Origin of the sequence: Listeria booriae (assembly GCF_000766865.1) — a bacterium.
Classification (GTDB): domain Bacteria; phylum Bacillota; class Bacilli; order Lactobacillales; family Listeriaceae; genus Listeria_A; species Listeria_A booriae.
Window position 1 is genome coordinate 149209 of record NZ_JNFA01000029.1, and the last position, 23517, is coordinate 172725.

Sequence of the window (23517 nt, forward strand, 5' to 3'; positions counted from 1 at the left end):
AAAAAAGAATTATTTTAAATAAAGGTGGACAATAATGAATATAAATAATGTAGAACTTGTAATTAGCGCTGTTTGGAAAGAACAGTATCCAGAAGGAGATTTACCCGAATTTGCACTTGCTGGCCGATCGAACGTTGGGAAGTCATCATTTATCAATACGATGATTCGCCGCAAAAGCATGGCTCGCATTTCACAAAAGCCCGGCAAAACGCAAACATTGAACTTTTATAAAATCGAGGATTCCTTTTATTTTGTCGACGTTCCCGGTTACGGTTTTGCGAAAGTCTCGAAGAAAGAACGCGAGAAGTGGGGCGAAATGATCGAGACATATATGACAAGCCGTACTCAGTTAAAGGCAGTCATTCAAATTGTGGATTTGCGCCATAAACCAACAGAAGACGACTGCACCATGTACGAATTCTTGAAATACTACCAAATTCCAGTAATCGTCATTGCAACGAAAGCTGACAAAATCCCACGAAGCAAATGGCACAAAAACATGAAAGTTGTCAAAGAAACACTCGATTTTGATCCAGAAGACGGATTTGTCATGTTCTCATCCGAAACAAAGATGGGCAAAGAAGAAGCGTGGGAACTTATCGAAAAAGCAATGCAGTAACCAGCTAGAATTCACAAGCGAACAAGTTGGAACCACTCTAAAAAAGTGATAAAATGAACTTTGCATTCAATAAACAAGGAGGCATCTTAATGTACATTCTCTCTGTAGGGTTAAACCATACGAGCGCACCAATTGAAATTAGAGAACGACTTGCTTTCCATACCGAAGAAGAGGAAATGGCATTAGTTTCCTTGCATCAAGAAAAAAGCATTTTAGAAAACGTTATTATCTCAACCTGCAATCGGACGGAAATATTTGCGGTTGTGGACCAGCTTCACACCGGACGTTACTATATTAAACGATTTTTAGCTAATTGGTTCCAAATGGATATGCAATTATTGGAGCCTTATTTGCTGTTTTTTGAAGAAGAAGCGGCTGTAAAACATATTTATCGCGTAACGAGCGGACTCGATTCCCTTATTATCGGTGAAACACAAATTTTAGGCCAAGTAAAAGAGGCTTTCTTAAGTGCGCAAACCATTGGCACAACAGGAACAATTCTAAATCAACTACTTCGCGATGCAATCCATTTCGCCAAAAACATGCATCATACCACCAAAATTAATGAAAATGCCGTTTCCATCAGCTATGCAGCAGTGGAAGTCGTCAAGAAAACACATGCTGACGTTTCCAATAAAAAAACAGTTGTCATCGGTGCTGGGAAAATGGGGACTCTGGCTATTCAAAATATGACTGGCGCTAAAATCACAGATATCACGCTCGTAAACCGTACAGATCAGCGCGCCAAAGAAACAGCGCAACAGCTAGGCATTCAGTGGCGTTCCAATCAAGAACTAGCAGCAGAAATCCAAGAAGCAGAAATTATTATCACATCAACCTCAGCCGCAGCGCCGATTATTTCGAAAGAAGCCATTACGAACATCATGGCGACACGTGAGAAACCACTGACCCTTGTTGATATCGCTTTGCCGCGTAATATTGAAGCATCATGTGCAGACGTTCCCAATGTAACATTGTTTGATATTGACGACCTAGGCGACGTTATCCAAGAAAATACCGAGCAACGCCAAGCCCTAGTTGCAGAAATTGAGCAGCATCTAGATTTGGCCTGTGCGCAATTTTTTGAATGGGAAAAACAACTAGGCGTGGTACCAATCATCAAAGAATTACGCCAAAACGCGCTAGATATCCAAGCTGAAACAATGGTGAGCTTAACAAATAAACTACCAAATCTAACGGACCGCGAACAAGTCATCATTGGCAAGCACATGAAGAGCATCATTAATCAACTATTGAAACAGCCAGTCTCCGAACTAAAGGAAATGGCAACAAACGAAGATGCCGCATCCCAAATTGAACTGTTCCAAAAAATATTTCATTTAAAAGACAATGAGGAAGAAATAGCACCTCAAATAACGACAGAAAAAGTTGGTGAAAAAGCATGACTCGGAAAATAATCGTTGGTTCAAGACGTAGCCAACTTGCATTAACACAAACAAAATGGGTGATTTCTAAGCTTCAAGTACAGTTTCCAGAAGTGACTTTTGAGATTGAAGAAATCGTTACAAAAGGCGATCGAATTCTAGATGTAACATTAAGTAAAGTTGGTGGAAAGGGCTTATTTGTGTCGGAAGTCGAAGATGCCTTACTCGATAAACGCATTGACTTTGCTGTACATAGCATGAAAGACGTTCCATCCGAATTAGCAGCAGGTTTAGTAATTGGCGCAATTCCAAAACGTGAAAATCCACTGGACTGTCTTATTTTTAAAACAGCCACTGATTTAGAAAACCTGCCAGAAGGTGCGATTGTAGGAACGAGTAGCCTAAGGCGCGCTGCCCAGTTACTTCATATTCGTCCTGATTTGCAAATGAAGCCAATTCGCGGGAACATCGATACACGTCTACGAAAGCTTCAAGAAGAAGATTTTGACGCTATTGTTTTAGCTGTAGCAGGATTGAAACGAATGGATTGGCTAGATAAATTACAACACCCGTATGTCTTTTTAGACGAACAAACTTGTCTGCCGGCAGTTGGTCAAGGAGCGCTTGCAATCGAATGCCGCGACGGGGACACTTTTGTTCAAGAAATACTGCAAACACTGCAAGATGACGAAACAAGTAACGCGGTCATAGCCGAACGAACATTGCTAAAAGCACTAGACGGCGGTTGTGAAATCCCAATTGCAGGTTACGCGACTATCAAAAATAATGAAATAACACTAAGAGGCATTGTAAGCTCTGTAGACGGACAGATTTCTCATCAAATCAAAGAATCCGGCCAAAATCCCCATGAACTCGGCCTGAAAGTAGCTCAGAAACTGATTGACTTAGGAGCTAAAGAAATTATCCAAGGACTCCGTAATAATGGCTAAGCATGTCTTGTTGACACGTGAAAAAGCTAAAAACCAGCCATGGGCAGACATTCTGCGGGAAGCAGGATTTCAAGTTTCAGAAGTTCCAATGATTGAAACGGTGGCCAAGGAAATGAGCTGCGAAGCGGACGATTACGACTGGATTATTTTCACAAGCGCTAATACGGTTGATCACTTCTTGCGCACCAATCAGCTAAGCCCCAACATCCACATAGCCACGATAGGCGCAAAAACAACAGAAGCCCTGCAAAAAAGAAATTTCACAGCACACTTCCAACCGAGCGCATATACAACCGATGTTTTCATCGAAGAATGGCTAGACTTAAAATTACAAAATCAGAAAATCCTACTACCTAAAAGTGATAAATCCCGAAATGAAATTGCCCAACAGCTCACTAAGAAAGGGCATGAAGTCACAGAAATAATTAGTTACGAAACAAAATTACCAAATGAAGCCAAGCAAATGCTATCTCGTGCATCAAAGGAGCACCCAATTGATATTGCTATTTTTGCGAGTCCCTCTGCGTGGCATCATTTTTTAGCATGTTATACAAGAACTATTTCAGAGATAGAAATCGCCTCGATTGGACCTGTGACGACTCAAGCGATACATGATTCTGGATATGATGTATTTTATGAGGCAGAGGTTTATACGATGCAATCACTATGCGAGCAATTAATAAGGAGGAATTAAGATGTTAGACAAGCATTTTGACAGACACCGTCGTTTAAGAAGCAGCGCTACAATGCGTGACCTTGTACGCGAAACGGTGCTACATAAAGAAGATTTGATTTATCCAATTTTCGTGAAAGAAGAGAACACGCCAAAATCCGAAGTAACATCTATGCCAGGCGTTTACCAATATCCACTACATGAACTTGAAAGCGAAGTAAAAGAACTACTCGACTTAGGAATCAAGGCTGTGATCCTTTTCGGGCTCCCAGATGATAAAGATGACGTAGGTTCAGGAGCTTATCACCAACACGGGATTGTTCAAGAAGCAACGCGAGTTATAAAAAAATTGGCCCCAGAGATGCTCGTTATTGCAGATACATGCCTTTGTGAATTCACGGATCACGGACATTGCGGTGTTATCAAAGAAGGTTCTGTGCTAAACGACGAGTCACTAGAACTGCTTAAAAAAACTGCGGTTAGCCAAGCTGAAGCGGGTGCAGATATTATTGCCCCATCTAATATGATGGACGGTTTTGTAAAAGTTATCCGTGAAGGTCTAGACGAAGCCGGATTCTATGATATTCCAATAATGTCTTATGCGGTTAAATATGCCTCTGCTTTTTACGGACCATTCCGCGAAGCTGCCAATAGTGCCCCACAATTCGGCGATCGAAAAACATATCAAATGGATCCCGCTAACCGTCTAGAAGCACTCCGTGAAGCAGCAAGCGATGAAAAGGAAGGCGCCGATTTCTTAATCGTCAAACCATCACTTTCTTACATGGATATTATTCGTGACGTGCGCAATCAAACGAATCTCCCTGTAGTTGCATATAACGTAAGCGGTGAGTATGCCATGGTTAAAGCAGCAAGCGCTAACGGCTGGATTGACGAAAAACGCATAGTCTTAGAAATGTTAACAAGTATGAAACGTGCAGGTGTCAGCTTGATTATTACCTATTTTGCAAAAGATGTTGCGACTTATTTAAGGGAGGATGCATAAATATGAGACAGTTTTCCAACTCAATAAAAGCCTTTAAAGAAGCAAATAAAGTGCTACCTGGTGGCGTAAATAGCCCTGTACGAGCGTTTAAATCAGTAGATGCCGATCCTGTTTTTATGAAGCAAGGAAAAGGAGCATACTTAACAGATATTGACGGAAATGAATATATTGACTATGTCTTATCATGGGGGCCATTGATTTTAGGTCACGCAAATGAGAATGTCGTAAAAGCAGTAACCGATGCGGTAGCACTTGGAACGAGTTTTGGAACGCCAACAGAAATTGAAACAGAATTGGCGAAATTAGTCGTTGAACGCGTACCGTCTGTAGATATCGTTCGTATGGTTTCGTCTGGAACCGAGGCGACAATGAGTGCAATTAGACTAGCTCGTGGCTATACGAAACGAAATAAAATTCTAAAATTTGAAGGAAGTTACCATGGACACGGTGATTCACTTTTGATAAAAGCAGGTTCAGGCGTTGCTACACTAGGTTTACCAGACTCTCCAGGCGTTACGCCAGGTCTTGCAGCAGATACTATTGCCGTTCCATATAATGATTTAGAAACAGCTCAACTTGTATTTGAAAAATATGGCGAAGAAATCGCAGCTATTATTGTAGAACCAGTTGCCGGAAACATGGGTGTTGTTCCGCCAATCGAAGGCTTCTTAGAAGGGCTTCGCGAAGTGACAACGAAATATGGTAGTCTTCTAATTTTTGACGAAGTAATGACTGGATTCCGAGTTGATTTCTATAGTGCGCAAGGCCTTTACGTGGTTACTCCAGACATCACTTGCCTAGGAAAAGTAATCGGTGGCGGCTTGCCAGTTGGAGCCTATGGTGGTAAAAAAGAAATAATGGAACACATTGCACCAGCCGGAAATATATATCAAGCTGGAACACTATCTGGTAATCCAGTTGCGATGAACGCTGGTTTTGCAACATTAAGCCAATTAACACCACACCATTATGACGCTTTCAGAGCTCGCATCGACCAAATGGAAGAAGGTCTAACCATACTCTCAGAACAATATGAAGTTCCATTATCTATTAATCGCGCAGGGTCTATGTTCGGATTCTTCTTCACAGATCAAAAAGTAATCAATTATGACACAGCGAAAACATCAGATTTAGCTTATTTCGCTAACTACTACCGTGAAATGTTACAAAATGGTATCTTCTTACCACCTTCACAATTTGAAGGACTATTCATTTCAACAGAACACACAGAGGTAGAAATAGCGAAAACCCTAGAGGCAATCGAAACTTCTATGAAAGCACTACGTTGACGACTACCGCTTTATTTGATACAATAAACCCATTCTAATATTTGTAAACGTGAAGACGAGGAAGAGTAGAATATTTTTTCTTTCCAAGAGAAGAGACGGTTGGTGCAAGTCTCTAAGAAAAGTATTTGAACGTAGCCTCTGAGCAATATTCCTGAACTTAGAGTAAGGAATATCGGGAAACTTACTCTCGTTAAAAGAATGAAGTGCCGTATTTTTGCGTACGGTAAAAAGGTGGTACCGCGGAATACTCTTTTCGTCCTTTATTAGGATGAGAAGAGTTTTTTTGTATTCCAAAATCGATTTAGGAGGAAAAAAGATGACAGAATTAAATATGCCAACAAAATATAATCCCCAAGATATTGAAAAAAATCGCTATGATTGGTGGATTGAGCAAGAATTTTTCAAAGCAGACGGTAAAAATGAAAAGCCAGCATACTCTGTTGTAATCCCACCACCAAACGTAACTGGAAAGCTACATCTAGGTCACGCTTGGGATACAACATTACAAGATATTTTAACACGCATGAAACGGATGCAAGGTTACGACACATTGTATCTGCCAGGAATGGATCACGCAGGTATTGCAACCCAAGCTAAAGTAGAGGCGAAATTACGAGAAGACAACATTTCACGCTATGATTTAGGTCGCGAGAAATTCCTAAAACAAGCTTGGGACTGGAAAGAGGAATACGCAGCCGTCATCCGCGAGCAATGGAAAAAGATTGGCTTAGGATTAGACTATTCAAGAGAACGTTTTACATTAGATGAAGGTTTATCCGATGCTGTAAAAAAAGTGTTTGTCACTTTATATGAAAAAGATTTAATCTACAGAGGACAATATATCATTAACTGGGACCCCGTTGCGAAAACAGCGTTATCCGATATTGAAGTTATTCACCAAGACGTTGAAGGCCAGTTCTATCATTTAAAATACCCATTAACAGATGGTTCAGGTTTCTTAGAAGTTGCTACAACAAGACCTGAAACAATTCCAGGTGACACAGCGGTCGCAGTGCATCCTAAAGACGAGCGCTATCAAGAGTTTATTGGAAAAACAATTACCTTGCCAATCATCGGCCGAGAAATCCCAATTGTTGCCGATGATTATGTAGAACGCGAATTTGGTTCAGGTGTAGTAAAAATAACACCAGCCCACGATCCCAACGATTTTGAAGTAGGAAACCGTCACGACTTGCCACGAGTAATTGTAATGAATGAGGATGCGACAATGAACGAAGCCTCAGGCAAATACAATGGCATGGATCGTTTCGAGGCGCGAAAAGCAATTATAGAAGATTTCAAAGAACTAGGATTGTTCATCAAACAAGAACCACATTTGCATTCTGTTGGGCATTCAGAACGAACTGGCGCAGTGGTAGAACCATATCTTTCTATGCAGTGGTTTGTAAAAATGGCACCATTAGCAGAACAAGCCGTGAAACTACAAGAAAGTACAGACGATAAAGTAAGCTTCATTCCAGATCGTTTTGAAAAAACATACCTATCTTGGATGGAAAACATTCATGACTGGTGTATTTCACGCCAATTATGGTGGGGTCATCGTATCCCAGCTTGGTATCATAAGGAAACTGGTGAACTATACGTGGGCGAAGAAGCACCTTCTGATATCGAAAATTGGAATCAAGATGAAGATGTTCTGGATACATGGTTTAGTTCTGCATTATGGCCATTCTCTACTATGGGCTGGCCTGATGAAACAAATCCAGACTACAAGAAATTCTTCCCTACAAGTACATTGGTAACAGGTTATGATATCATCTTTTTCTGGGTATCTAGAATGATTTTCCAATCTGTTGAATTTACAGGAACAAGACCGTTTAAAGATACGTTAATACACGGATTAGTCCGAGATGCAGATGGTAAAAAAATGTCTAAATCTCTTGGAAATGGTGTCGACCCAATTGAAGTCGTAGAGAAATACGGAGCTGACTCATTACGCTATACATTATCTACAGGAACTTCCCCAGGACAAGATTTGAAATTCAGCTTTGAAAAAATAGAATCAACATGGAATTTCATCAATAAAATTTGGAATGCCTCTCGTTTTGCACTAATGAATATGGAAGGTATGCAATATGAAGCAATCAATTTAACAAATGTTACAGAAGTTAGCGACAAGTGGATATTGACTCGATTGAACGAAACAATTAACACTGTGACTAATTTAGCTGAGAAATACGAATTCGGTGAAGTAGGTCGGACACTTTACAACTTTATTTGGGATGATTTCTGTGACTGGTACATTGAAATTGCAAAAATATCATTGTACGGCGATGATATGGAAGCTAAACAAACAACGAGATCAGTTTTAGCTTATGTTTTAGATAATACAATGAGACTATTACATCCATTCATGCCTTTCGTAACAGAAGAAATTTGGCAAAACCTACCTCATGATGGTGTATCAATTACAGTTGCAGATTGGCCAACAGTAGATCCAAGTCAAGTAGATGAAGAAGCATCTGAATCAATGAAGCTGCTAGTAGAAGTTATACGCGCTGTTCGTAATATTCGCGCTGAAGTTAATACGCCACTAAGTAAACAAATCAAACTACAAATCAAGCCTAAATCAGATAGTCATAAAGCTATTTTAGAGAATAATATCTCTTACATCGAACGTTTCTGTAACCCCGAAACAACGACAATTTCATTTGATATAGTACCATCTAAAACAGCCATGACAGCAGTTGTATCAGGCGCAGAAATCTATTTGCCTTTAGAAGGATTAATCAATATTGACGAAGAAATTGAGCGTCTAGAAAAAGAACTTTCAAAATGGAAAAAAGAAGTTTCACGTGTACAAGGGAAATTATCCAATGAAAAATTCATGGCTAAAGCCCCGGAAAAAGTAATTGAAGAAGAACGAGCAAAAGAAAAAGACTACATGGAGAAAAAATCTTTAGTAGAAGAACGCATCCAATCTTTAAAAAATAATTAATAAAAAAGTGAGCGTGGATCTTCAATTGTGAGAGAAGCGCTTCATTTTATGGAGGTTTGTTATGGACTTCAAGGATTATGAAAGTGCTATATCATGGATTCACGGCACATTACGTATGGGTATTAAACCAGGACTTCAACGGATGGAGTGGATGCTTGCTAAACTAGACAATCCGCAAAACAAGAATAAATGGGTACATATAGCAGGGACAAATGGCAAAGGATCTACATTAACATTTATTCGCAATGTATTAGAGAATGCGGGATACAGAGTAGGGACATTCACTTCCCCATATATAGAGCAATTCAATGAACGCATCTGTATTGATGGAACTCCCATTTCAGATGAAGCTATTATTTCTTTATGCAATCAAATTAAACCGCTAGCTGACGAGCTTGGAAACGAGAGCATTGGGCATCCATCTGAATTTGAAATTATTACAGTTATGATGTTTCTTTACTTCGCTGAGTATGCATCAATAGACATAGGCATCGTGGAAGTTGGTTTGGGCGGCAGACTTGATTCTACAAATGTTATTACACCGCTAGTTTCTGTTATTACAACTATAGGAATGGATCATATGGAATTCTTAGGGAATACAATTGAAAGTATCGCATCTGAAAAAGCCGGAATCATGAAACCAGATGTCCCTGTGGTCAGCGGAGTGCTACAACCAGAAGTTCGGACATTGTACAAAAAACGAGCCGATGAAATGAATTTGAAGATATTCCAGCTAGAAGGAAATTTTCACGTAGAAATACTTGGTGGACAACAATTTAATTATTTGTCCTCTCACACCAATATAGATAATTTAGAAGTCGGATTAATCGGCGATCATCAGTTAAACAATGCAGCAGTGGCTATCCAGACAACAGAACTATTGAATCAAGTTGGATTTATAACGACTGCAGAAAATATCAGAATAGGGTTGAAGAATGCCAGCTGGCCTGGACGTATGGAAAATGTTCATGAAAAGCCAACGATATACTTAGATGGCGCGCATAACATAGAAGGAATCAAAGCTTTAGTTAATACAACAAAAAGATTCCCTGACCAACCAGTAAAGTTATTATTTACAGCAATGCGAGATAAAGAATTTGTAGATATGATAGCATTATTGAAACAAATAAATCATGCTGATATTTACATCACAACCTTTGACTATCCAAGGGCGCTAACAAAAGAGGAAGTACAGAAAATCGCTATAGAAAATAATATAAATGTGGTTTCTGATTGGGAGAAATGGTTAATTAGCGAGAGACAAAACTCAGACGTAATTATTTTGGTAACAGGTTCACTTTACTTTATCTCTGAAGTGAGAAAATTTTTATTATCTTAATACGTTTTACAAAACTGGGCTCATGTTGATGAGTCTTTTTTGTATGTTACCTTTTTTTGCGTAGATTGTAAAACAGCTAAAAAATAAATTTAGAACTAACTTTGTATAAGAAAATAGTTTTTTACCTAAAACTAAAAACCATTGTTTGGAATGTATTGTTCGTCATAATGCTTTTTTGATCATATGACATATTTCTATTTGCGTGATATATTGCATTAACTAGGAGGCGAGCAAATGATTTATTTTCACTTAGTTGTATACAGTACTATTTTTGCATCTTTTTTACATGTTGTTGGAATGAATGTACCATTAAGAAATTCATTTATTCTAAGAGTGTCTTCTCAATGTGATTTTTGTGGTAAAAAGTTAGAAGTGGGGCAGATGATACCAATTCTGTCTTTTATTTTACAAGGTGGGAAAAGCGCCTGTTGCCATAAACCGATGAATAAAACCTATATAGCAGTGGAGCTTATGTCACCATTCTTTGTTTGCTTACTCTATGCACTATATGGTTTTACCGCTCCATTTTATTTGTATATCACAATCTATTCGCTATTACTTATTTTATTTGTGAGTGATGTATTGTATTTGTGTATTCCTGATGGTATTTTACTTAGTTACTTTGTCATCTTTGCTATCCTTTACTTATATCAAAATCCATCTACATTTTTAAGCCACCTATATCAATTAATAATAGGCTTATTTTTATTTCTTTTGCTATATTTGATTGTAAGAAATGGGTTTGGATTTGGAGATATAAAATTGTTAATTTTACTATGTTTTTTACTCAGTTTTAAAGAAGTAGTATTAGTCTTTATTATCGCAGTCTTTTCTGGACTATTGGTTATAACTCTGGTCTCGTTATTTAATCGAAAGTTCAGAACGCAAAAAATACCATTTGTTCCGTTTATACTAATAGGCTTTATATTTAATGTATGTACCGGAGATTTATTTTGGAATTTGATTTTATAACTGGGAGGTAAGGTAATGTTTATGAAAGAAATGTCTTATACAGAACGACCTAGAGAGCGCCTGCAACAAAAGGGAGTATCTAGTTTATCCAATATTGAACTATTAGCCATTATTCTTGAAACTGGTAGTAAAACGGAATCTGTTGTTGATTTAGCAAACAAAGTTATTACACAGTTTCTAGAACTTTCGGAAATGAGAAATGTCACGCTTCAAGAACTGACACAAATAAATGGAATCGGAATAGCCAAAGCGGCTAAAGTGCTAGCGGCGATTGAATTCAGTAAGCGTATCGGTCAGCAAAAGGTAGTTGAATGTCCGGTTATTAGAGGTCCGCAAGATGGGGCTAACCTTGTCATGAAAGAAATGCGGTACCTATCTCAAGAACATTTTCACTGTGTTTTCCTAAGTACAAGGAATAAACTATTGCATCGAGAGACTATTTTTATTGGTAGTCTAAATAGCAGTGTCGTGCACCCAAGAGAAATTTTCAAGCAGGCGATGCGTTATTCGGCAGCGAGTATCATGTGTTTTCACAACCATCCATCTGGGGACGCAAGCCCATCTCATCAAGATGTAGCAGTTACTAAACGCCTGAAAAAAGTAGGCGAACTAATAGGAATTCCGCTGATAGATCACATTATTATCGGCAATAATACATTCACAAGTCTAAAGCAAGAGGGGTATTTCTAAAGAAAAGATAAATATTTTGTCTATCTCATCAAAAATTAATGTCTGTTCTTCTTAGTTATGTTATAATAAAGTGGTTGTTTATGTGTATCTGTTTTACATAAAACATCGAGGGATATCAGCATACCTAATTATTATAAAACAATACTTTGGGGCTGGGAATTTAAGAGCTAATATGGTTAATAGAGAGACAGCAATCATGAACAAAGTGATAACTAAAGAAGAGAAAAGGAGATTAATAAATGTTTGGATTTGGTAATAAAGATATTGGGATTGACTTAGGTACAGCAAACACTTTAGTTTACATGAAAGGCAAGAGTATCGTTTTAAGAGAACCATCTGTTGTCGCTATGAAAAAAGATACACAAGAAATTGTTGCAGTCGGTAGCGAAGCGAAAAGCATGATTGGTAGAACGCCAGGTAATATCGTTGCAATTCGACCAATGAAAGATGGTGTTATTGCGGATTATGATACAACAGCAGCGATGATGAAATACTACATTCAAAAAGCAAGTAAAGGCGCTAGTGCAAGTAAGCCTCGCGTTATGATTTGTGTACCATCTGGAATTACTGGTGTAGAAAAGCGTGCTGTAACAGATGCTACTCGTCAAGCAGGAGCTAAAGAAGCATACACAATCGAAGAGCCTTTTGCAGCGGCAATTGGTGCGGGTCTACCAGTTTGGGATCCAACAGGTAGTATGGTTGTAGATATCGGCGGTGGAACGACAGAAGTTGCAGTAATATCCCTTGGTGGTATTGTAACAAGTCGTTCAGAGCGTACTGCAGGAGACGATATGGATGATGCTATTATTAACTTTATCCGTAAGAAATATAACCTATTAATTGGGGATCGTACTGCTGAGACAATCAAGATGGAAATCGGTTCTGCAAATCCAGTTGACTTAGGTCTAGAGCCATTTAGTATTCGTGGTCGTGATTTAGTAACAGGTTTACCAAAGACAATCGAAATTTCTCCAGAAGAAATTAGTGAAGCTTTGGCAGATACTGTGGCATCTATTATTGATGCAGTAAAAAATACATTGGAAAACACGCCACCAGAACTTTCAGCAGACATCATGGATAAAGGTATCGTATTAACTGGTGGTGGAGCATTGCTACGTAATTTAGATTCAGTTATTGCGGAAGAGACAAAAATGCCAGTCATTATTGCCGAAAATCCATTGGATTGTGTTGCAATTGGTACAGGTAAATCATTAGAAAACATGGACTTATACAAAAAGAAAAAAATGAGCTAATGTGACATGTCTATTTTGTAGTCAAGAGTCTGTAGCACAACTATGAAAGAAGAGGATTGACGAGATGAGGTGTTCATTATGCCGCAGTTTTTCTTAAATAAACGTTTAATTATCTTGTTAGTATCCATTATTGTTTTAGTGGCGTTAGTAGGATATTCTCTTAGTGGCAAAAGTAAAGCTTCTTGGCCAGAGCAATTCGTAAAAGATGTAGCAGGCTTTGGAGAAAATATTGTTTCCAAACCAGTTGGCTTTGTTTCTAGTTTCTTTTCTAGTGCCAGTGATTTGAGAAATGCCTATACAGAGAATGAACATCTAAAAAAACGTTTAGAAGAATTGGCGCAACTTGAAAGTAAAGTAGCAGATTTAAGTAAAGAAAACGCAGATTTGAAGAAATCACTTGACATTGAGGCGGATTTAAGTGATTATGATCCGATTAATGCAACTGTAATTTCCAGAAACCCGGACGATTGGAATATGCAGGTTCAAATTGATAAAGGATCTGCTGATGGTGTCAAACCCAATATGGCTGTGCGTACACCAGAAGGTATGATTGGAAAAATCATGAAAACAGGTGCTAAATCTTCTACTGTGAAATTGCTCAGCTCAACAGATGACCGGAACCGAATTTCTGCCATTGTTCAAGGTAAGGCAACGGCGTACGGAATTATTAACGGTTATGATGCTGAACAACGATTGTTAGAAATGAAGCAATTACCGATAGATCAGAAATTCACTAAGGGTGAGAAAGTTGTGACTTCTGGCCTTGGCGGTATTTTCCCTTCTGATATTTTTATTGGTACAATTGAGAAGGTAGAAACAGATAAGATGGGGCTATCACAGACCGCGCTAGTTAAGCCAGGTGCAGATTTGTATGATTTGAGCCATGTTATTGTCTTGAAACGTACTTTGGAAGGCGATGACTCGGAAGGGTCTGGATCCTGATGAATACGAGGAAAGTAATCGTAATGCCACTCATTGCAATAGGAATCTTTATTTTAGAAGGGGTTGCTAGCCTTCAATTTGGGCACGCGTTTTTCGGAGATCAGAGATTTTTCATTCCGCATTTTTTAATTGTGATGCTAGTGATGATGACAACCTTTTATAACCGAAATATGACGTTGATTTATGCTTTCATATTGGGCATAGTTTTTGATATTTATTACACAGATGTGTTAGGTATCTATTTTGCGATATTCCCGTTTATTGTTTATTTGACGGATAAATTTATGAAAGTACTTCAAAATAATATTTTACTTGTTGGCTTAGTAACCGTCTTTAATGTTATGCTTACGGAGTGTTTAGTGTACGGTTTCTACGTACTTATTGGTGGGACTGATATGGCTTTCACAACATTTGCAGATCAACGTTTATGGACGACTATTTTGCTAAACTTGGCGTTCTTCCTAGTTCTTTTCTTTCCTTTTAGAAGTTTCTTATTGAAATTAAAGAAAAGTGACGGGATGTAATATTAATTCGATATCAGTCTGTTTACTAAATGTCTACGGACTGATATAGTTTAATTTAGAGCTGTGTCTTAATTCAAAAATATTAATGGGCTGTGAGGTGTGGTAAGTTGAAGAGATATATCCAAATAAAAGGGACGAAAGACGGTATTAGCATCTCTCTTAGTGATGTAGCTAGTATAGCTGAGCTTGAAAACGGTCTGATACAACACCTTAAGGAGCAGCAAACAGGAATGCAAGACCAGAAGCTAGCCGTCCAAGTACATATAGGAAATCGCCTTTTTACAGAAGAAGAAGAGCAGAAAATTAAGGCTATCATTCAAGAAAACAGCCAGATGGAAGTCAAAGGATTCACAAGTAATGTAATGACGAAACAAGCTGCGAAAAAATGGAAAGAGGCTGAACAAATATTTTCATTGGCCACAGTGGTTCGCTCTGGTCAAGTTATTAATGTACCAGGTGATTTGTTGCTTGTCGGTGATATCAATCCTGGTGGGGCCATCCGTTCAACCGGAAATGTCTATATTTTGGGAAATGTGAAAGGTATTATTCACGCTGGAATTGACGGCGATAAGAAAGCAGTTGTTACTGGGAAATTCCAATATCCATCTCAAATTAGAATTGCAGGCGAAATACGCAGCTTTGACGATGAAGAAAGTAAAAACAAAGTGGAAGAGAATATTTTAACTGCCTATTTAGACGATAAAAATGAGCTAATGATTGATAGCTTACAGATTTTAAGAAAAATTAGACCGGAAATTTCTAATTTTCAAGGAGGGCAATAATCATGGGTGAGGCTATAGTAATAACTTCAGGAAAAGGTGGCGTTGGTAAAACAACGACGACGGCCAACCTAGGAACAGCACTTGCATTGCAAGGAAAGAAAGTGTGCTTAGTCGATATGGATATCGGACTTCGAAATTTAGATGTTGTGCTTGGCTTGGAGAATCGAATTATTTATGATCTTGTGGACGTTGTAGAAGGGCGTTGCAAGTTGCATCAAGCCGTTATTAAAGATAAGCGCTTCGATGATTTGCTGTTTCTCTTACCAGCAGCCCAAACGACGGATAAGAGTGCCGTCACTGGGGAGCAAATGAAAGAGCTTATTGCGCAAATGAAGCCTGACTATGATTTTATTTTAATCGATTGTCCAGCGGGGATTGAGCAAGGGTATAAGAATGCTGTTGCTGGCGCTGATCGTGCTTTAGTTGTTACGACGCCTGAGATTTCGGCGGTTCGTGATGCTGATCGGATTATTGGTTTGTTAGAGCAAGAAGAGATTGAAGCACCAAAACTTATTATTAATCGTATCCGGACGCAGATGATGCGCAATGGAGAAGTAATGGATATTGATGAGATAACTACACATTTGTCAATTGAGTTGATAGGAATTATCATTGATGATGATGAGGTTATTAAGTCTTCCAATAGTGGCGAACCTGTCGCAATGCAAGCTAGTAACCGGGCGAGTATCGGATACAGAAATATTGCGCGTCGACTTTTAGGAGAATCTATTCCGCTGATGTCTATTGACGAGCAGAAACAAGGATTTTTCAGTAAGCTAAAAGGTTTGTTTGGTTCAAATTAATTTACAGATAACAAAAGTTGGATATGTTAATCGAGAAGCGTTTTCTTGATTAATGACCAACTTTTTTGCTACAAGGAGGAGAACTTCATGGATGAATTGGATAGAACTAGTGCACATACGATTTTGGCATTTTATAAAGGCAGGAATCCTTTGCCTCTTGAAAAACAGTCTGAACCTCGATGTTTGAAGACGATTAATCATGTTTTGATGTATACAGACTGGTTATCTGAGGATGAATGGAGGGCGGCGGTAGCAACTTCGAGTTATATGTATTTATCGCCAGCGGATAAGCAAGCTTTTTTTGATAAATTTATTGAGTCGTATAACCTGAAGAAAAGTGAACTCTATGCGTGGGAAAGAGCGATTGGTGACAGTATGGATGAGCATGTGTTTGTCGAAAGGCTACGACCTTTTAAGATAGAAGATGTTATTGCGTGTTCGAACGAGATGGCTGCGCGATATAAACCAGCAGTTGCTAGGGACATGGAGCAAATGTTACGCCAATTTTTTGATACATATCCAAAATCAATTAAAAGTAATGTAAATTATAAATCTATCGTTGGAGCAGTAGAGTATGCTGTGATTGTGAAGGGGCATCCTGAGCTAAAAGATTTTGATCAACAGGTGTTGGCGGATAGATACGAGGTTTCGAAAAACTCTATCGGTATTTGGCATCGAAATATAAAAAAATATTGTATTCGGGAGGCTTGGCATTGAGAATTATTGTTAATGCTGTTGGCAAGGAAAAACGTGTGGCATTTTTAGATGGAAATCAGTTGGTGGACTTGGAGATTATGCGACCATCAAATGAACCGCAAGTTTCAGATATTTATTTAGGCACGATTGTAAAAATAGATCAGAAGCTAAAAACAGCTTTTGTAAACATTGGCTATAAAGAAAACGCGTTTATACATTTAAAGGATATTCCAGCAACAAAGGCGGTCCATGAGGGCTTGAAACTGCCAGTGCAGGTGAAACGTGAGGGAAGCGCAACAAAGGCGGCATTATTAACCGGCATCATCGAATTATCGCAGAGCGCGCTTGTGTACAGTTATGGAAGCACATTTGTCGCGGTATCCAGGAAAATTCCGATGCCAGAAAAAGAGGCGATTCAGCAACAAATAGCGCCATTATTAAGCGAGCAAGAAGGTGTCATTATTCGTTCAGCGGCGGTTGATGTACCATTTGTAGAATTAGAGCACATGTTAAGCAAGGCGCGGCAGGAAATGCAAGGCATTATAGCTAATACGAAGGGCGCGAATCGGAAACTATATAGCGCGACGGAAAGTATTGCATCGATTCTGCACAAACATCCACTCGCAACGAGTGATGCAGAAATTATTTGTGATGACGCTGAATGTTGCCGGCAATTGAAAGCATCGTTTACGAATGTCACGCTATTTCATGAAAAAGGCGGCATTTTTTCGACATACAATTTAGAAGTTGCGATTAATCGTTTGCTGCGCCCAACTGTTTTTTTGAGCAATGGAACTTCTTTAGTCATCGAAAAAACGGAAGCCATGTGGGTTATTGATATCAATTCGGGCAATTTTAAAGGAAAAAGTGATCATGTTGCTTCGTCTGTCAATTTATCGACGGTGAGCGAAATTGGACGACAAATGAAATTACGTAATATGAGTGGTCTAATTTTAATTGATTTTATGAGCGGCATGGATAAGCAGCAGTTAGCCACTTTGCGTACGCGTATGGAGGATATGGCGGCTTTAGATCAAACAACATTGCGTGTGGAGGCTATTTCAGAGAATGGTTTGATGCAGCTGACGAGACGAAAGCGCCAGAAATCGTTGCTTGAGGAGATGCATTGTACTTGTCCAGTTTGTGAAGGGACGGGATTTGTGGCTTCCGCGCAGACGCTTATTTACCAGATGGAACGGGAGCTTCGTGGTGTGTTTGCAAGTGATCCTAGTTATGTGGCAGTGACTGTGACGATGGACGTAATGGATGCCTTTTTGGACGAAATTGTGTTTGATGGGGATATCGATTGGATGATTGCGGATGATGTAAAACCGTTTTATCGGATTTCGCAAGTAGAACATTAGAGATAGCTAGTTGACACGGGCTTTCTTTATATGGTATTATTCTAATGTTATGTTTGTAGCGCACCATGCTACAACCGCACAGAGCTGGGTTAAGTATTGCTTCGGTAATCCCCTGTGATGGCGAGTCTAAGTATATGAGGAGGTGCAAGTATGTACGCAATTATTGAAACAGGTGGAAAACAAGTTAAAGTTGAAGCTGGCCAAGAGATCTATGTTGAGAAATTAGCAGGTGAAGTTGGTGACGTGGTAACATTTGACAAAGTCGTTTTTGTTGGTGGTGACGCTGTTAAAGTTGGAGCTCCATTCGTGGAAGGTGCAACAGTAACGGCTAAAGTTGAAAAACAAGGTCGCGCTAAGAAATTGACTGTTTTCAAATATAAGCCTAAAAAGAACTATCACAAAAAACAAGGTCATCGTCAACCTTATACAAAATTAACGATTGACACAATCAACGCTTAATTTTTAAAGGGGATGATACTTATGATTCATGCAGATTTTATTCGGCGTGATGAACAAATTGTTGCTTTTGAGATGGATGGACATGCGAATTTTGCTGAGCAAGGTGCAGATTTAGTATGTGCAGGCGCGACATCGATTGCTTTTGGCATGGTAAATGCGATTAGTGAGAAGATGGGAATAGAGCCTGTGATGGAAGAAGAAGATGGTTATCTTTATTATTCCGTTCCTGAGGATTTAGAAGGTAACGAGGTCGTTCAAATATTGCTGGAGGGCATGGAGCATCAATTGATATCTTTAGCGTATAGCTATCCTGATTATATTACAATTAACTCCAAAAAGTAGGAGGTGGAATTTTCATGTTAAAATTTGATATTCAACATTTTGCCCATAAAAAAGGAGGTGGTTCTACATCCAATGGACGTGACTCCGAGTCGAAACGCTTAGGTGCTAAACGCGCTGATGGCCAATTCGTGACTGGTGGGTCTATCCTTTACCGTCAACGTGGAACAAAAATTTATCCTGGAACTAACGTTGGACGCGGCGGCGACGATACTCTTTTCGCTAAAGCTGATGGTGTTGTACGTTTTGAACGTATGGGCCGTGACAAGAAAAAAGTTAGTGTTTATCCAGTAGCACAAGAAGCATAATATGTAAGAGATCTTTCTTCGGGAAGGTCTCTTTTTTATGTTTTATTAAGAACAATGTTTATCGGTGTGCGGCGATGGGGTATAGTTCTTATAACAAGTGCAATAAAACACAAGCAAACTCATGGGAGTAAAGGGTTGACAGCGTTTTCTTGATATGGTTTAATAGCTGTAAGTTAATATTTTGTCAGGAGAAGAGATGACAATCAAAACGTGAGAAAGTCTGTGCTGTACAGGTTTTTGTTTTGGTTGTCATTCTTTTTTTGAAATAAATGAGGTATGGGTTAGTGCTACTAAGTGACAAGGGGTATTTTTCGTTGCGGAAGTGCTGACTAGAAAATCAAAAGGAGTTGAAATCAATGGACACAAGTATTGGCACACAATTTTTAGGTGAATTATTAGGTACGATGATTTTAGTGCTATTCGGTGGGGGCGTTGTGGCAGGCGTGTCATTGAAGCAATCGAAAGCAGAGGCAGGCGGTTGGGTCGTTGTTACGCTTGCTTGGGGCTTAGCTGTTACGATGGGGGTTTATGTATCCGGATACATGAGTTTGGCGCATTTGAACCCTGCGGTAACAATCGGTATGGCACTTGCGGGTAAATTTCCTTGGGCAGATGTTTTCCCTTACATATCTGCACAATTTATCGGAGCGTTCCTTGGGGCGACGCTTGTATGGCTTCACTATTTCCCACACTGGGCGAAAACAGAGGATAAACCTACAAAACTAGGCGTGTTCTCAACAGCACCAGCGATTCGTCATTATACATCGAATTTCTTTGGTGAAGCATTAGGTACATTTATTTTGATTTTCGGACTTTTATCGATTGGCGCAAACAAGTTTTCAGAAGGTTTGAATCCGCTAGTTGTTGGTGGTTTGATCGTTGTTATTGGGATGTCACTTGGTGGTACGACTGGGTATGCCATTAATCCAGCGCGTGACTTAGGTCCCCGGATTGCGCATTTTGTTTGGCCGATTGCTGGAAAAGGTGGTTCGGATTGGGCGTATTCTTGGGTGCCAGTGCTTGGACCAATTGTCGGTGGTGCGTTAGGCGGACTTGGTTACAATGCCGTGATTAACGGTGACTTTAACGTTTGGTTATGGATTTTCATAGCACTGTTCCTTGTGATTTTACTTGGAACCATGCAACTCGACAAAAAACAAAAAGCGTGACAAAATGGAACTGCGGGCACATATAATTTAAGGGGGATTTATTGATGGAGAAAAAATATATTTTAGCATTAGACCAAGGTACGACGAGTTCAAGAGCCATGATTGTAGATGAAACTGGCGAAATTATCGGCGTAGAACAAAAAGAATTCGAGCAAATTTTTCCAAAACCGGGTTGGGTGGAGCATAGCGCCAATGAAATTTGGGCATCGATTCTAGCGGTTATTGCGGGCGTTCTTTTAAAAACCAATATTTCGTCGAAGCAAGTGGCTGGTATTGGTATTACGAATCAGCGTGAAACGACGGTTGTTTGGGAAAAAGAAACGGGAAATCCGATTTATAACGCTATTGTTTGGCAATCTCGTCAAACAGCAGATATCTGTAATCAACTGAAAAAAGACGGTTACAATGATATGGTTCGCGATAAAACGGGTCTACTCATTGATGCGTATTTTGCGGGAACGAAAGCGCGTTGGATTTTGGATCATGTGGACGGAGCGCAAGAGCGTGCGGAAAATGGCGAATTACTATTTGGAACGATTGATACATGGCTTGTTTGGAAATTAACTGGCGGAAAAGCCCATGTGACGGATTATTCGAACGCGTCGCGGACTTTGCTTTATAATATTTATGATTTGCAGTGGGATGATGAATTGCTAGAAATGCTAAACATTCCAAAAGTAATGCTTCCAGAAGTAAAACAATCGTCTGAGGTATATGGCACGACGGTTCCTTATCACTTCTTCGGTGAGGAAGTTCCAGTAGCAGGTATCGCTGGTGACCAACAAGCCGCGTTATTCGGTCAAGGTTGTTTTGAAAAAGGCGAGGCGAAAAACACATATGGAACTGGTTGTTTCTTGTTGATGAACACGGGAGACAAAGCGGTTAAATCAGATACGGGCTTGCTGACAACACTTGCTTGGGGAATTGATGGCAAAGTCGAGTACGCGCTAGAAGGTAGTATTTTTGTAGCGGGTTCGGCGATTCAGTGGCTTCGTGATGGCATGCGGATGTTACGTCATTCTGGCGATTCTGAAAATTATGCGTCTCGCATTGAATCATCAGACGGTGTGTATGTCGTACCAGCATTCGTCGGTCTAGGTGCGCCATATTGGGATTCCGATGTACGCGGTGCCGTTTTCGGTTTAACACGTGGCACAGAGAAAGAACAATTTATCCGCGCGACATTAGAATCGCTAGCGTATCAAACAAAAGACGTTCTTAATGCAATGGAAAAAGATTCAGGTATTGAGCTGAAATTACTGCACGTTGATGGTGGTGCATGTGCCAATGACTTCTTAATGCAGTTCCAAGCAGACATTTTAAATGTACCGGTAGAACGTCCTGAAAATCGCGAAACAACCGTTTTAGGCGCGGCATTCCTAGCTGGCCTTGCAGTTGGCGTTTGGAAAGACAAGAAAGAAATTAAGAGACATTGGAAGTTAGATAAGAAATTTGAAGTAGAAATGAAAGATGACGAGCGTGACGAGCTATATGGCGGCTGGCAAAAGGCTGTCAAAGCGGCGCAAGCGTTCAAATAATAAGATGGAAGCACCCATTCAAGACCGGGTGTTTCTTTTTTATTTTTTGGTTAAAAACGCATCTTTAAAATAAAATATCCGAAAAAGGATGACATTTGTAGGTGAAGTTGGTTATAATGAACAGATGATATAAAATTGGACGGGAGAATGATTATGTTTATAGATCAAGTCAAGATATATGTAAGAGCCGGTGATGGCGGAGATGGAATGGTTGCATTTCGTCGTGAAAAATTTGTACCAAACGGTGGCCCAGCAGGTGGTGACGGTGGTAATGGTGGTAATGTTGTTTTTGAAGTAGATGAAGGTTTGCGGACGTTAGTCGATTTCCGTTATCAACGTCGTTTTAAAGCAGAACGTGGCGAACACGGGATGAGTAAAAGTATGCACGGTCGTGGCGCGGATGATTTAGTCGTGAAGGTACCACAAGGAACCGTTATTACAGACGTGGAAACGGGCGAAGTGATTGCCGATTTAGTTGCGCATGGTCAACAAGCGTTAATCGCTAAAGCTGGTCGTGGTGGTCGTGGGAATAAACGTTTTGCCACTCCTGCCAATCCGGCGCCTGAACTTTCCGAGAACGGGGAACCAGGTCAAGAACGTACGATTCAATTAGAGTTGAAAGTATTAGCCGATGTTGGCCTAGTAGGTTTTCCAAGTGTTGGTAAATCGACATTGTTATCAGTTGTCTCTGCAGCACGTCCGAAAATCGCGGCGTACCATTTTACAACGATTGTTCCTAATTTAGGAATGGTGGACACTGGGGATGGTCGTAGTTTTGTTATGGCGGATTTACCGGGATTGATCGAAGGGGCTAGCCAAGGTGTTGGTCTGGGGCATCAGTTCTTACGCCATATTGAACGTACGCGTGTTATCGTGCATGTGATTGACATGTCTGCTTCGGAAGGTCGCGATCCATATGAGGATTACTTGGCGATTAATAAGGAGCTTGAGCAGTACAATTTACGCTTGATGGAACGCCCACAAGTGATTGTCGCTAACAAAATGGACATGCCAGATTCAGAAGAACAACTAGCTATGTTTAAAGAAAAATTAACAGAGGATGTTCCTGTATTCCCAATTTCTGCAGTTACAAAATCAGGTTTGAACGCTTTGATTTTGTCTGTTGCTGATAAATTGGAAAATACACCGGAATTCCCGTTGGATGAACTACTAGAAAAAGAAGAAGAGGATACAGTACTGTACAAATTCGAAGCAGAAGCACCTGATTTTGAAATTTCGCGTGATCCTGATGGCGCGTATGTACTGACTGGTGAGAAATTAGAACGTCTATTTGCGATGACGAACTTCGAACGTGATGCGTCGATTCAACGCTTTTCTCGTCAACTGCGGGCGATGGGTGTCGATGATGCGCTTCGTAAACGTGGGGCACAAGATGGTGACATCGTTCGTCTATTCGATTTCGAGTTTGAATTCATCGAGTAATAAAGGGGTGGCATG

The 23517-nt window shown here is 39.7% G+C and carries 23 protein-coding genes and 2 other annotated features; all 23 genes read left to right on the top strand.

The features are described 5' to 3' along the window. Positions 1-34 precede the first annotated feature (34 nt). Positions 35-619, top strand: coding sequence for a ribosome biogenesis GTP-binding protein YihA/YsxC (yihA, locus tag EP57_RS14495; protein ID WP_036087825.1), 585 nt, complete (start codon positions 35-37; stop codon positions 617-619). Between the two features lie 89 nt (positions 620-708). Further along, a complete protein-coding gene (hemA, locus tag EP57_RS14500; RefSeq protein ID WP_036087827.1) occupies positions 709-2025 on the top strand; it encodes a glutamyl-tRNA reductase in 1317 nt (438 codons plus the stop codon). Then, complete coding sequence (hemC, locus tag EP57_RS14505) at positions 2022-2954, top strand: hydroxymethylbilane synthase (protein ID WP_036087828.1); 933 nt, start codon at positions 2022-2024, stop codon at positions 2952-2954. The genes hemA and hemC overlap by 4 nt, the downstream gene beginning before the upstream one ends. Continuing rightward, on the top strand, positions 2947-3648 hold the full coding sequence (locus EP57_RS14510) for a uroporphyrinogen-III synthase (protein ID WP_036087831.1): 702 nt from the start codon (positions 2947-2949) through the stop codon (positions 3646-3648). Before hemC ends, EP57_RS14510 begins: the two co-directional genes overlap by 8 nt. 1 nt (position 3649) lies before the next feature. Next, on the top strand, positions 3650-4633 hold the full coding sequence (gene hemB / locus EP57_RS14515) for a porphobilinogen synthase (RefSeq protein ID WP_036087834.1): 984 nt from the start codon (positions 3650-3652) through the stop codon (positions 4631-4633). A 2-nt stretch (positions 4634-4635) separates the two neighbouring features. Further along, positions 4636-5922 carry a glutamate-1-semialdehyde 2,1-aminomutase gene (gene hemL, locus EP57_RS14520; protein WP_036087836.1) on the top strand — a complete coding sequence of 429 codons (1287 nt, stop codon included), beginning with the start codon at positions 4636-4638 and terminating at the stop codon, positions 5920-5922. A gap of 43 nt (positions 5923-5965) precedes the next feature. Beyond that, positions 5966-6186, top strand: a binding site (T-box leader). Between the two features lie 52 nt (positions 6187-6238). After that, positions 6239-8881 (top strand): valine--tRNA ligase, encoded by a 2643-nt coding sequence (locus EP57_RS14525; protein WP_036087837.1) that lies wholly within the window; start codon positions 6239-6241, stop codon positions 8879-8881. Positions 8882-8942: 61 nt separating this feature from the next. Further along, positions 8943-10220, top strand: a complete 1278-nt coding sequence (locus EP57_RS14530) for a bifunctional folylpolyglutamate synthase/dihydrofolate synthase (RefSeq protein ID WP_036087839.1) — start codon at positions 8943-8945, stop codon at positions 10218-10220. 234 nt (positions 10221-10454) lie between these two features. Beyond that, a complete protein-coding gene (locus EP57_RS14535) occupies positions 10455-11192 on the top strand; it encodes a prepilin peptidase (protein ID WP_036087841.1) in 738 nt (245 codons plus the stop codon). 15 nt (positions 11193-11207) lie between these two features. After that, on the top strand, positions 11208-11882 hold the full coding sequence (radC, locus tag EP57_RS14540) for a RadC family protein (RefSeq protein WP_036087842.1): 675 nt from the start codon (positions 11208-11210) through the stop codon (positions 11880-11882). 239 nt (positions 11883-12121) lie between these two features. After that, positions 12122-13135, top strand: coding sequence for a rod shape-determining protein (locus tag EP57_RS14545; protein WP_036087843.1), 1014 nt, complete (start codon positions 12122-12124; stop codon positions 13133-13135). A 78-nt stretch (positions 13136-13213) separates the two neighbouring features. Next, positions 13214-14077, top strand: a complete 864-nt coding sequence (gene mreC, locus EP57_RS14550) for a rod shape-determining protein MreC (RefSeq protein WP_036087844.1) — start codon at positions 13214-13216, stop codon at positions 14075-14077. After that, entirely contained in the window at positions 14077-14601 is a 525-nt protein-coding gene (gene mreD, locus EP57_RS14555) for a rod shape-determining protein MreD (protein ID WP_036087845.1), read from the top strand. The genes mreC and mreD overlap by 1 nt, the downstream gene beginning before the upstream one ends. Positions 14602-14708: 107 nt before the next feature. Beyond that, on the top strand, positions 14709-15383 hold the full coding sequence (minC, locus tag EP57_RS14560) for a septum site-determining protein MinC (protein ID WP_036087846.1): 675 nt from the start codon (positions 14709-14711) through the stop codon (positions 15381-15383). 2 nt (positions 15384-15385) lie between these two features. Beyond that, a complete protein-coding gene (minD, locus tag EP57_RS14565) occupies positions 15386-16186 on the top strand; it encodes a septum site-determining protein MinD (RefSeq protein ID WP_036087848.1) in 801 nt (266 codons plus the stop codon). Between the two features lie 87 nt (positions 16187-16273). Beyond that, positions 16274-16903 carry a hypothetical protein gene (locus tag EP57_RS14570; protein WP_036087850.1) on the top strand — a complete coding sequence of 210 codons (630 nt, stop codon included), beginning with the start codon at positions 16274-16276 and terminating at the stop codon, positions 16901-16903. Continuing rightward, positions 16900-18246, top strand: a complete 1347-nt coding sequence (locus EP57_RS14575) for a ribonuclease E/G (protein ID WP_036087852.1) — start codon at positions 16900-16902, stop codon at positions 18244-18246. Before EP57_RS14570 ends, EP57_RS14575 begins: the two co-directional genes overlap by 4 nt. A gap of 62 nt (positions 18247-18308) precedes the next feature. Further along, positions 18309-18384 (top strand) — a sequence feature (ribosomal protein L21 leader region). Positions 18385-18396: 12 nt separating this feature from the next. Then, entirely contained in the window at positions 18397-18705 is a 309-nt protein-coding gene (gene rplU, locus EP57_RS14580) for a 50S ribosomal protein L21 (protein WP_036087854.1), read from the top strand. 21 nt (positions 18706-18726) lie between these two features. Further along, positions 18727-19047: a ribosomal-processing cysteine protease Prp gene (locus EP57_RS14585; RefSeq protein ID WP_036087856.1), complete on the top strand. Its 321-nt coding sequence runs from the start codon at positions 18727-18729 to the stop codon at positions 19045-19047. 14 nt (positions 19048-19061) lie between these two features. Then, positions 19062-19352 carry a 50S ribosomal protein L27 gene (gene rpmA, locus EP57_RS14590; protein WP_036087858.1) on the top strand — a complete coding sequence of 97 codons (291 nt, stop codon included), beginning with the start codon at positions 19062-19064 and terminating at the stop codon, positions 19350-19352. Between the two features lie 356 nt (positions 19353-19708). Further along, positions 19709-20521 (top strand): MIP/aquaporin family protein, encoded by an 813-nt coding sequence (locus tag EP57_RS14595; protein ID WP_036087860.1) that lies wholly within the window; start codon positions 19709-19711, stop codon positions 20519-20521. 44 nt (positions 20522-20565) lie between these two features. Next, on the top strand, positions 20566-22059 hold the full coding sequence (glpK, locus tag EP57_RS14600; protein ID WP_036087862.1) for a glycerol kinase GlpK: 1494 nt from the start codon (positions 20566-20568) through the stop codon (positions 22057-22059). A 153-nt stretch (positions 22060-22212) separates the two neighbouring features. Continuing rightward, entirely contained in the window at positions 22213-23502 is a 1290-nt protein-coding gene (gene obgE, locus EP57_RS14605; RefSeq protein WP_036087866.1) for a GTPase ObgE, read from the top strand. Positions 23503-23517: the final 15 nt, after the last annotated feature.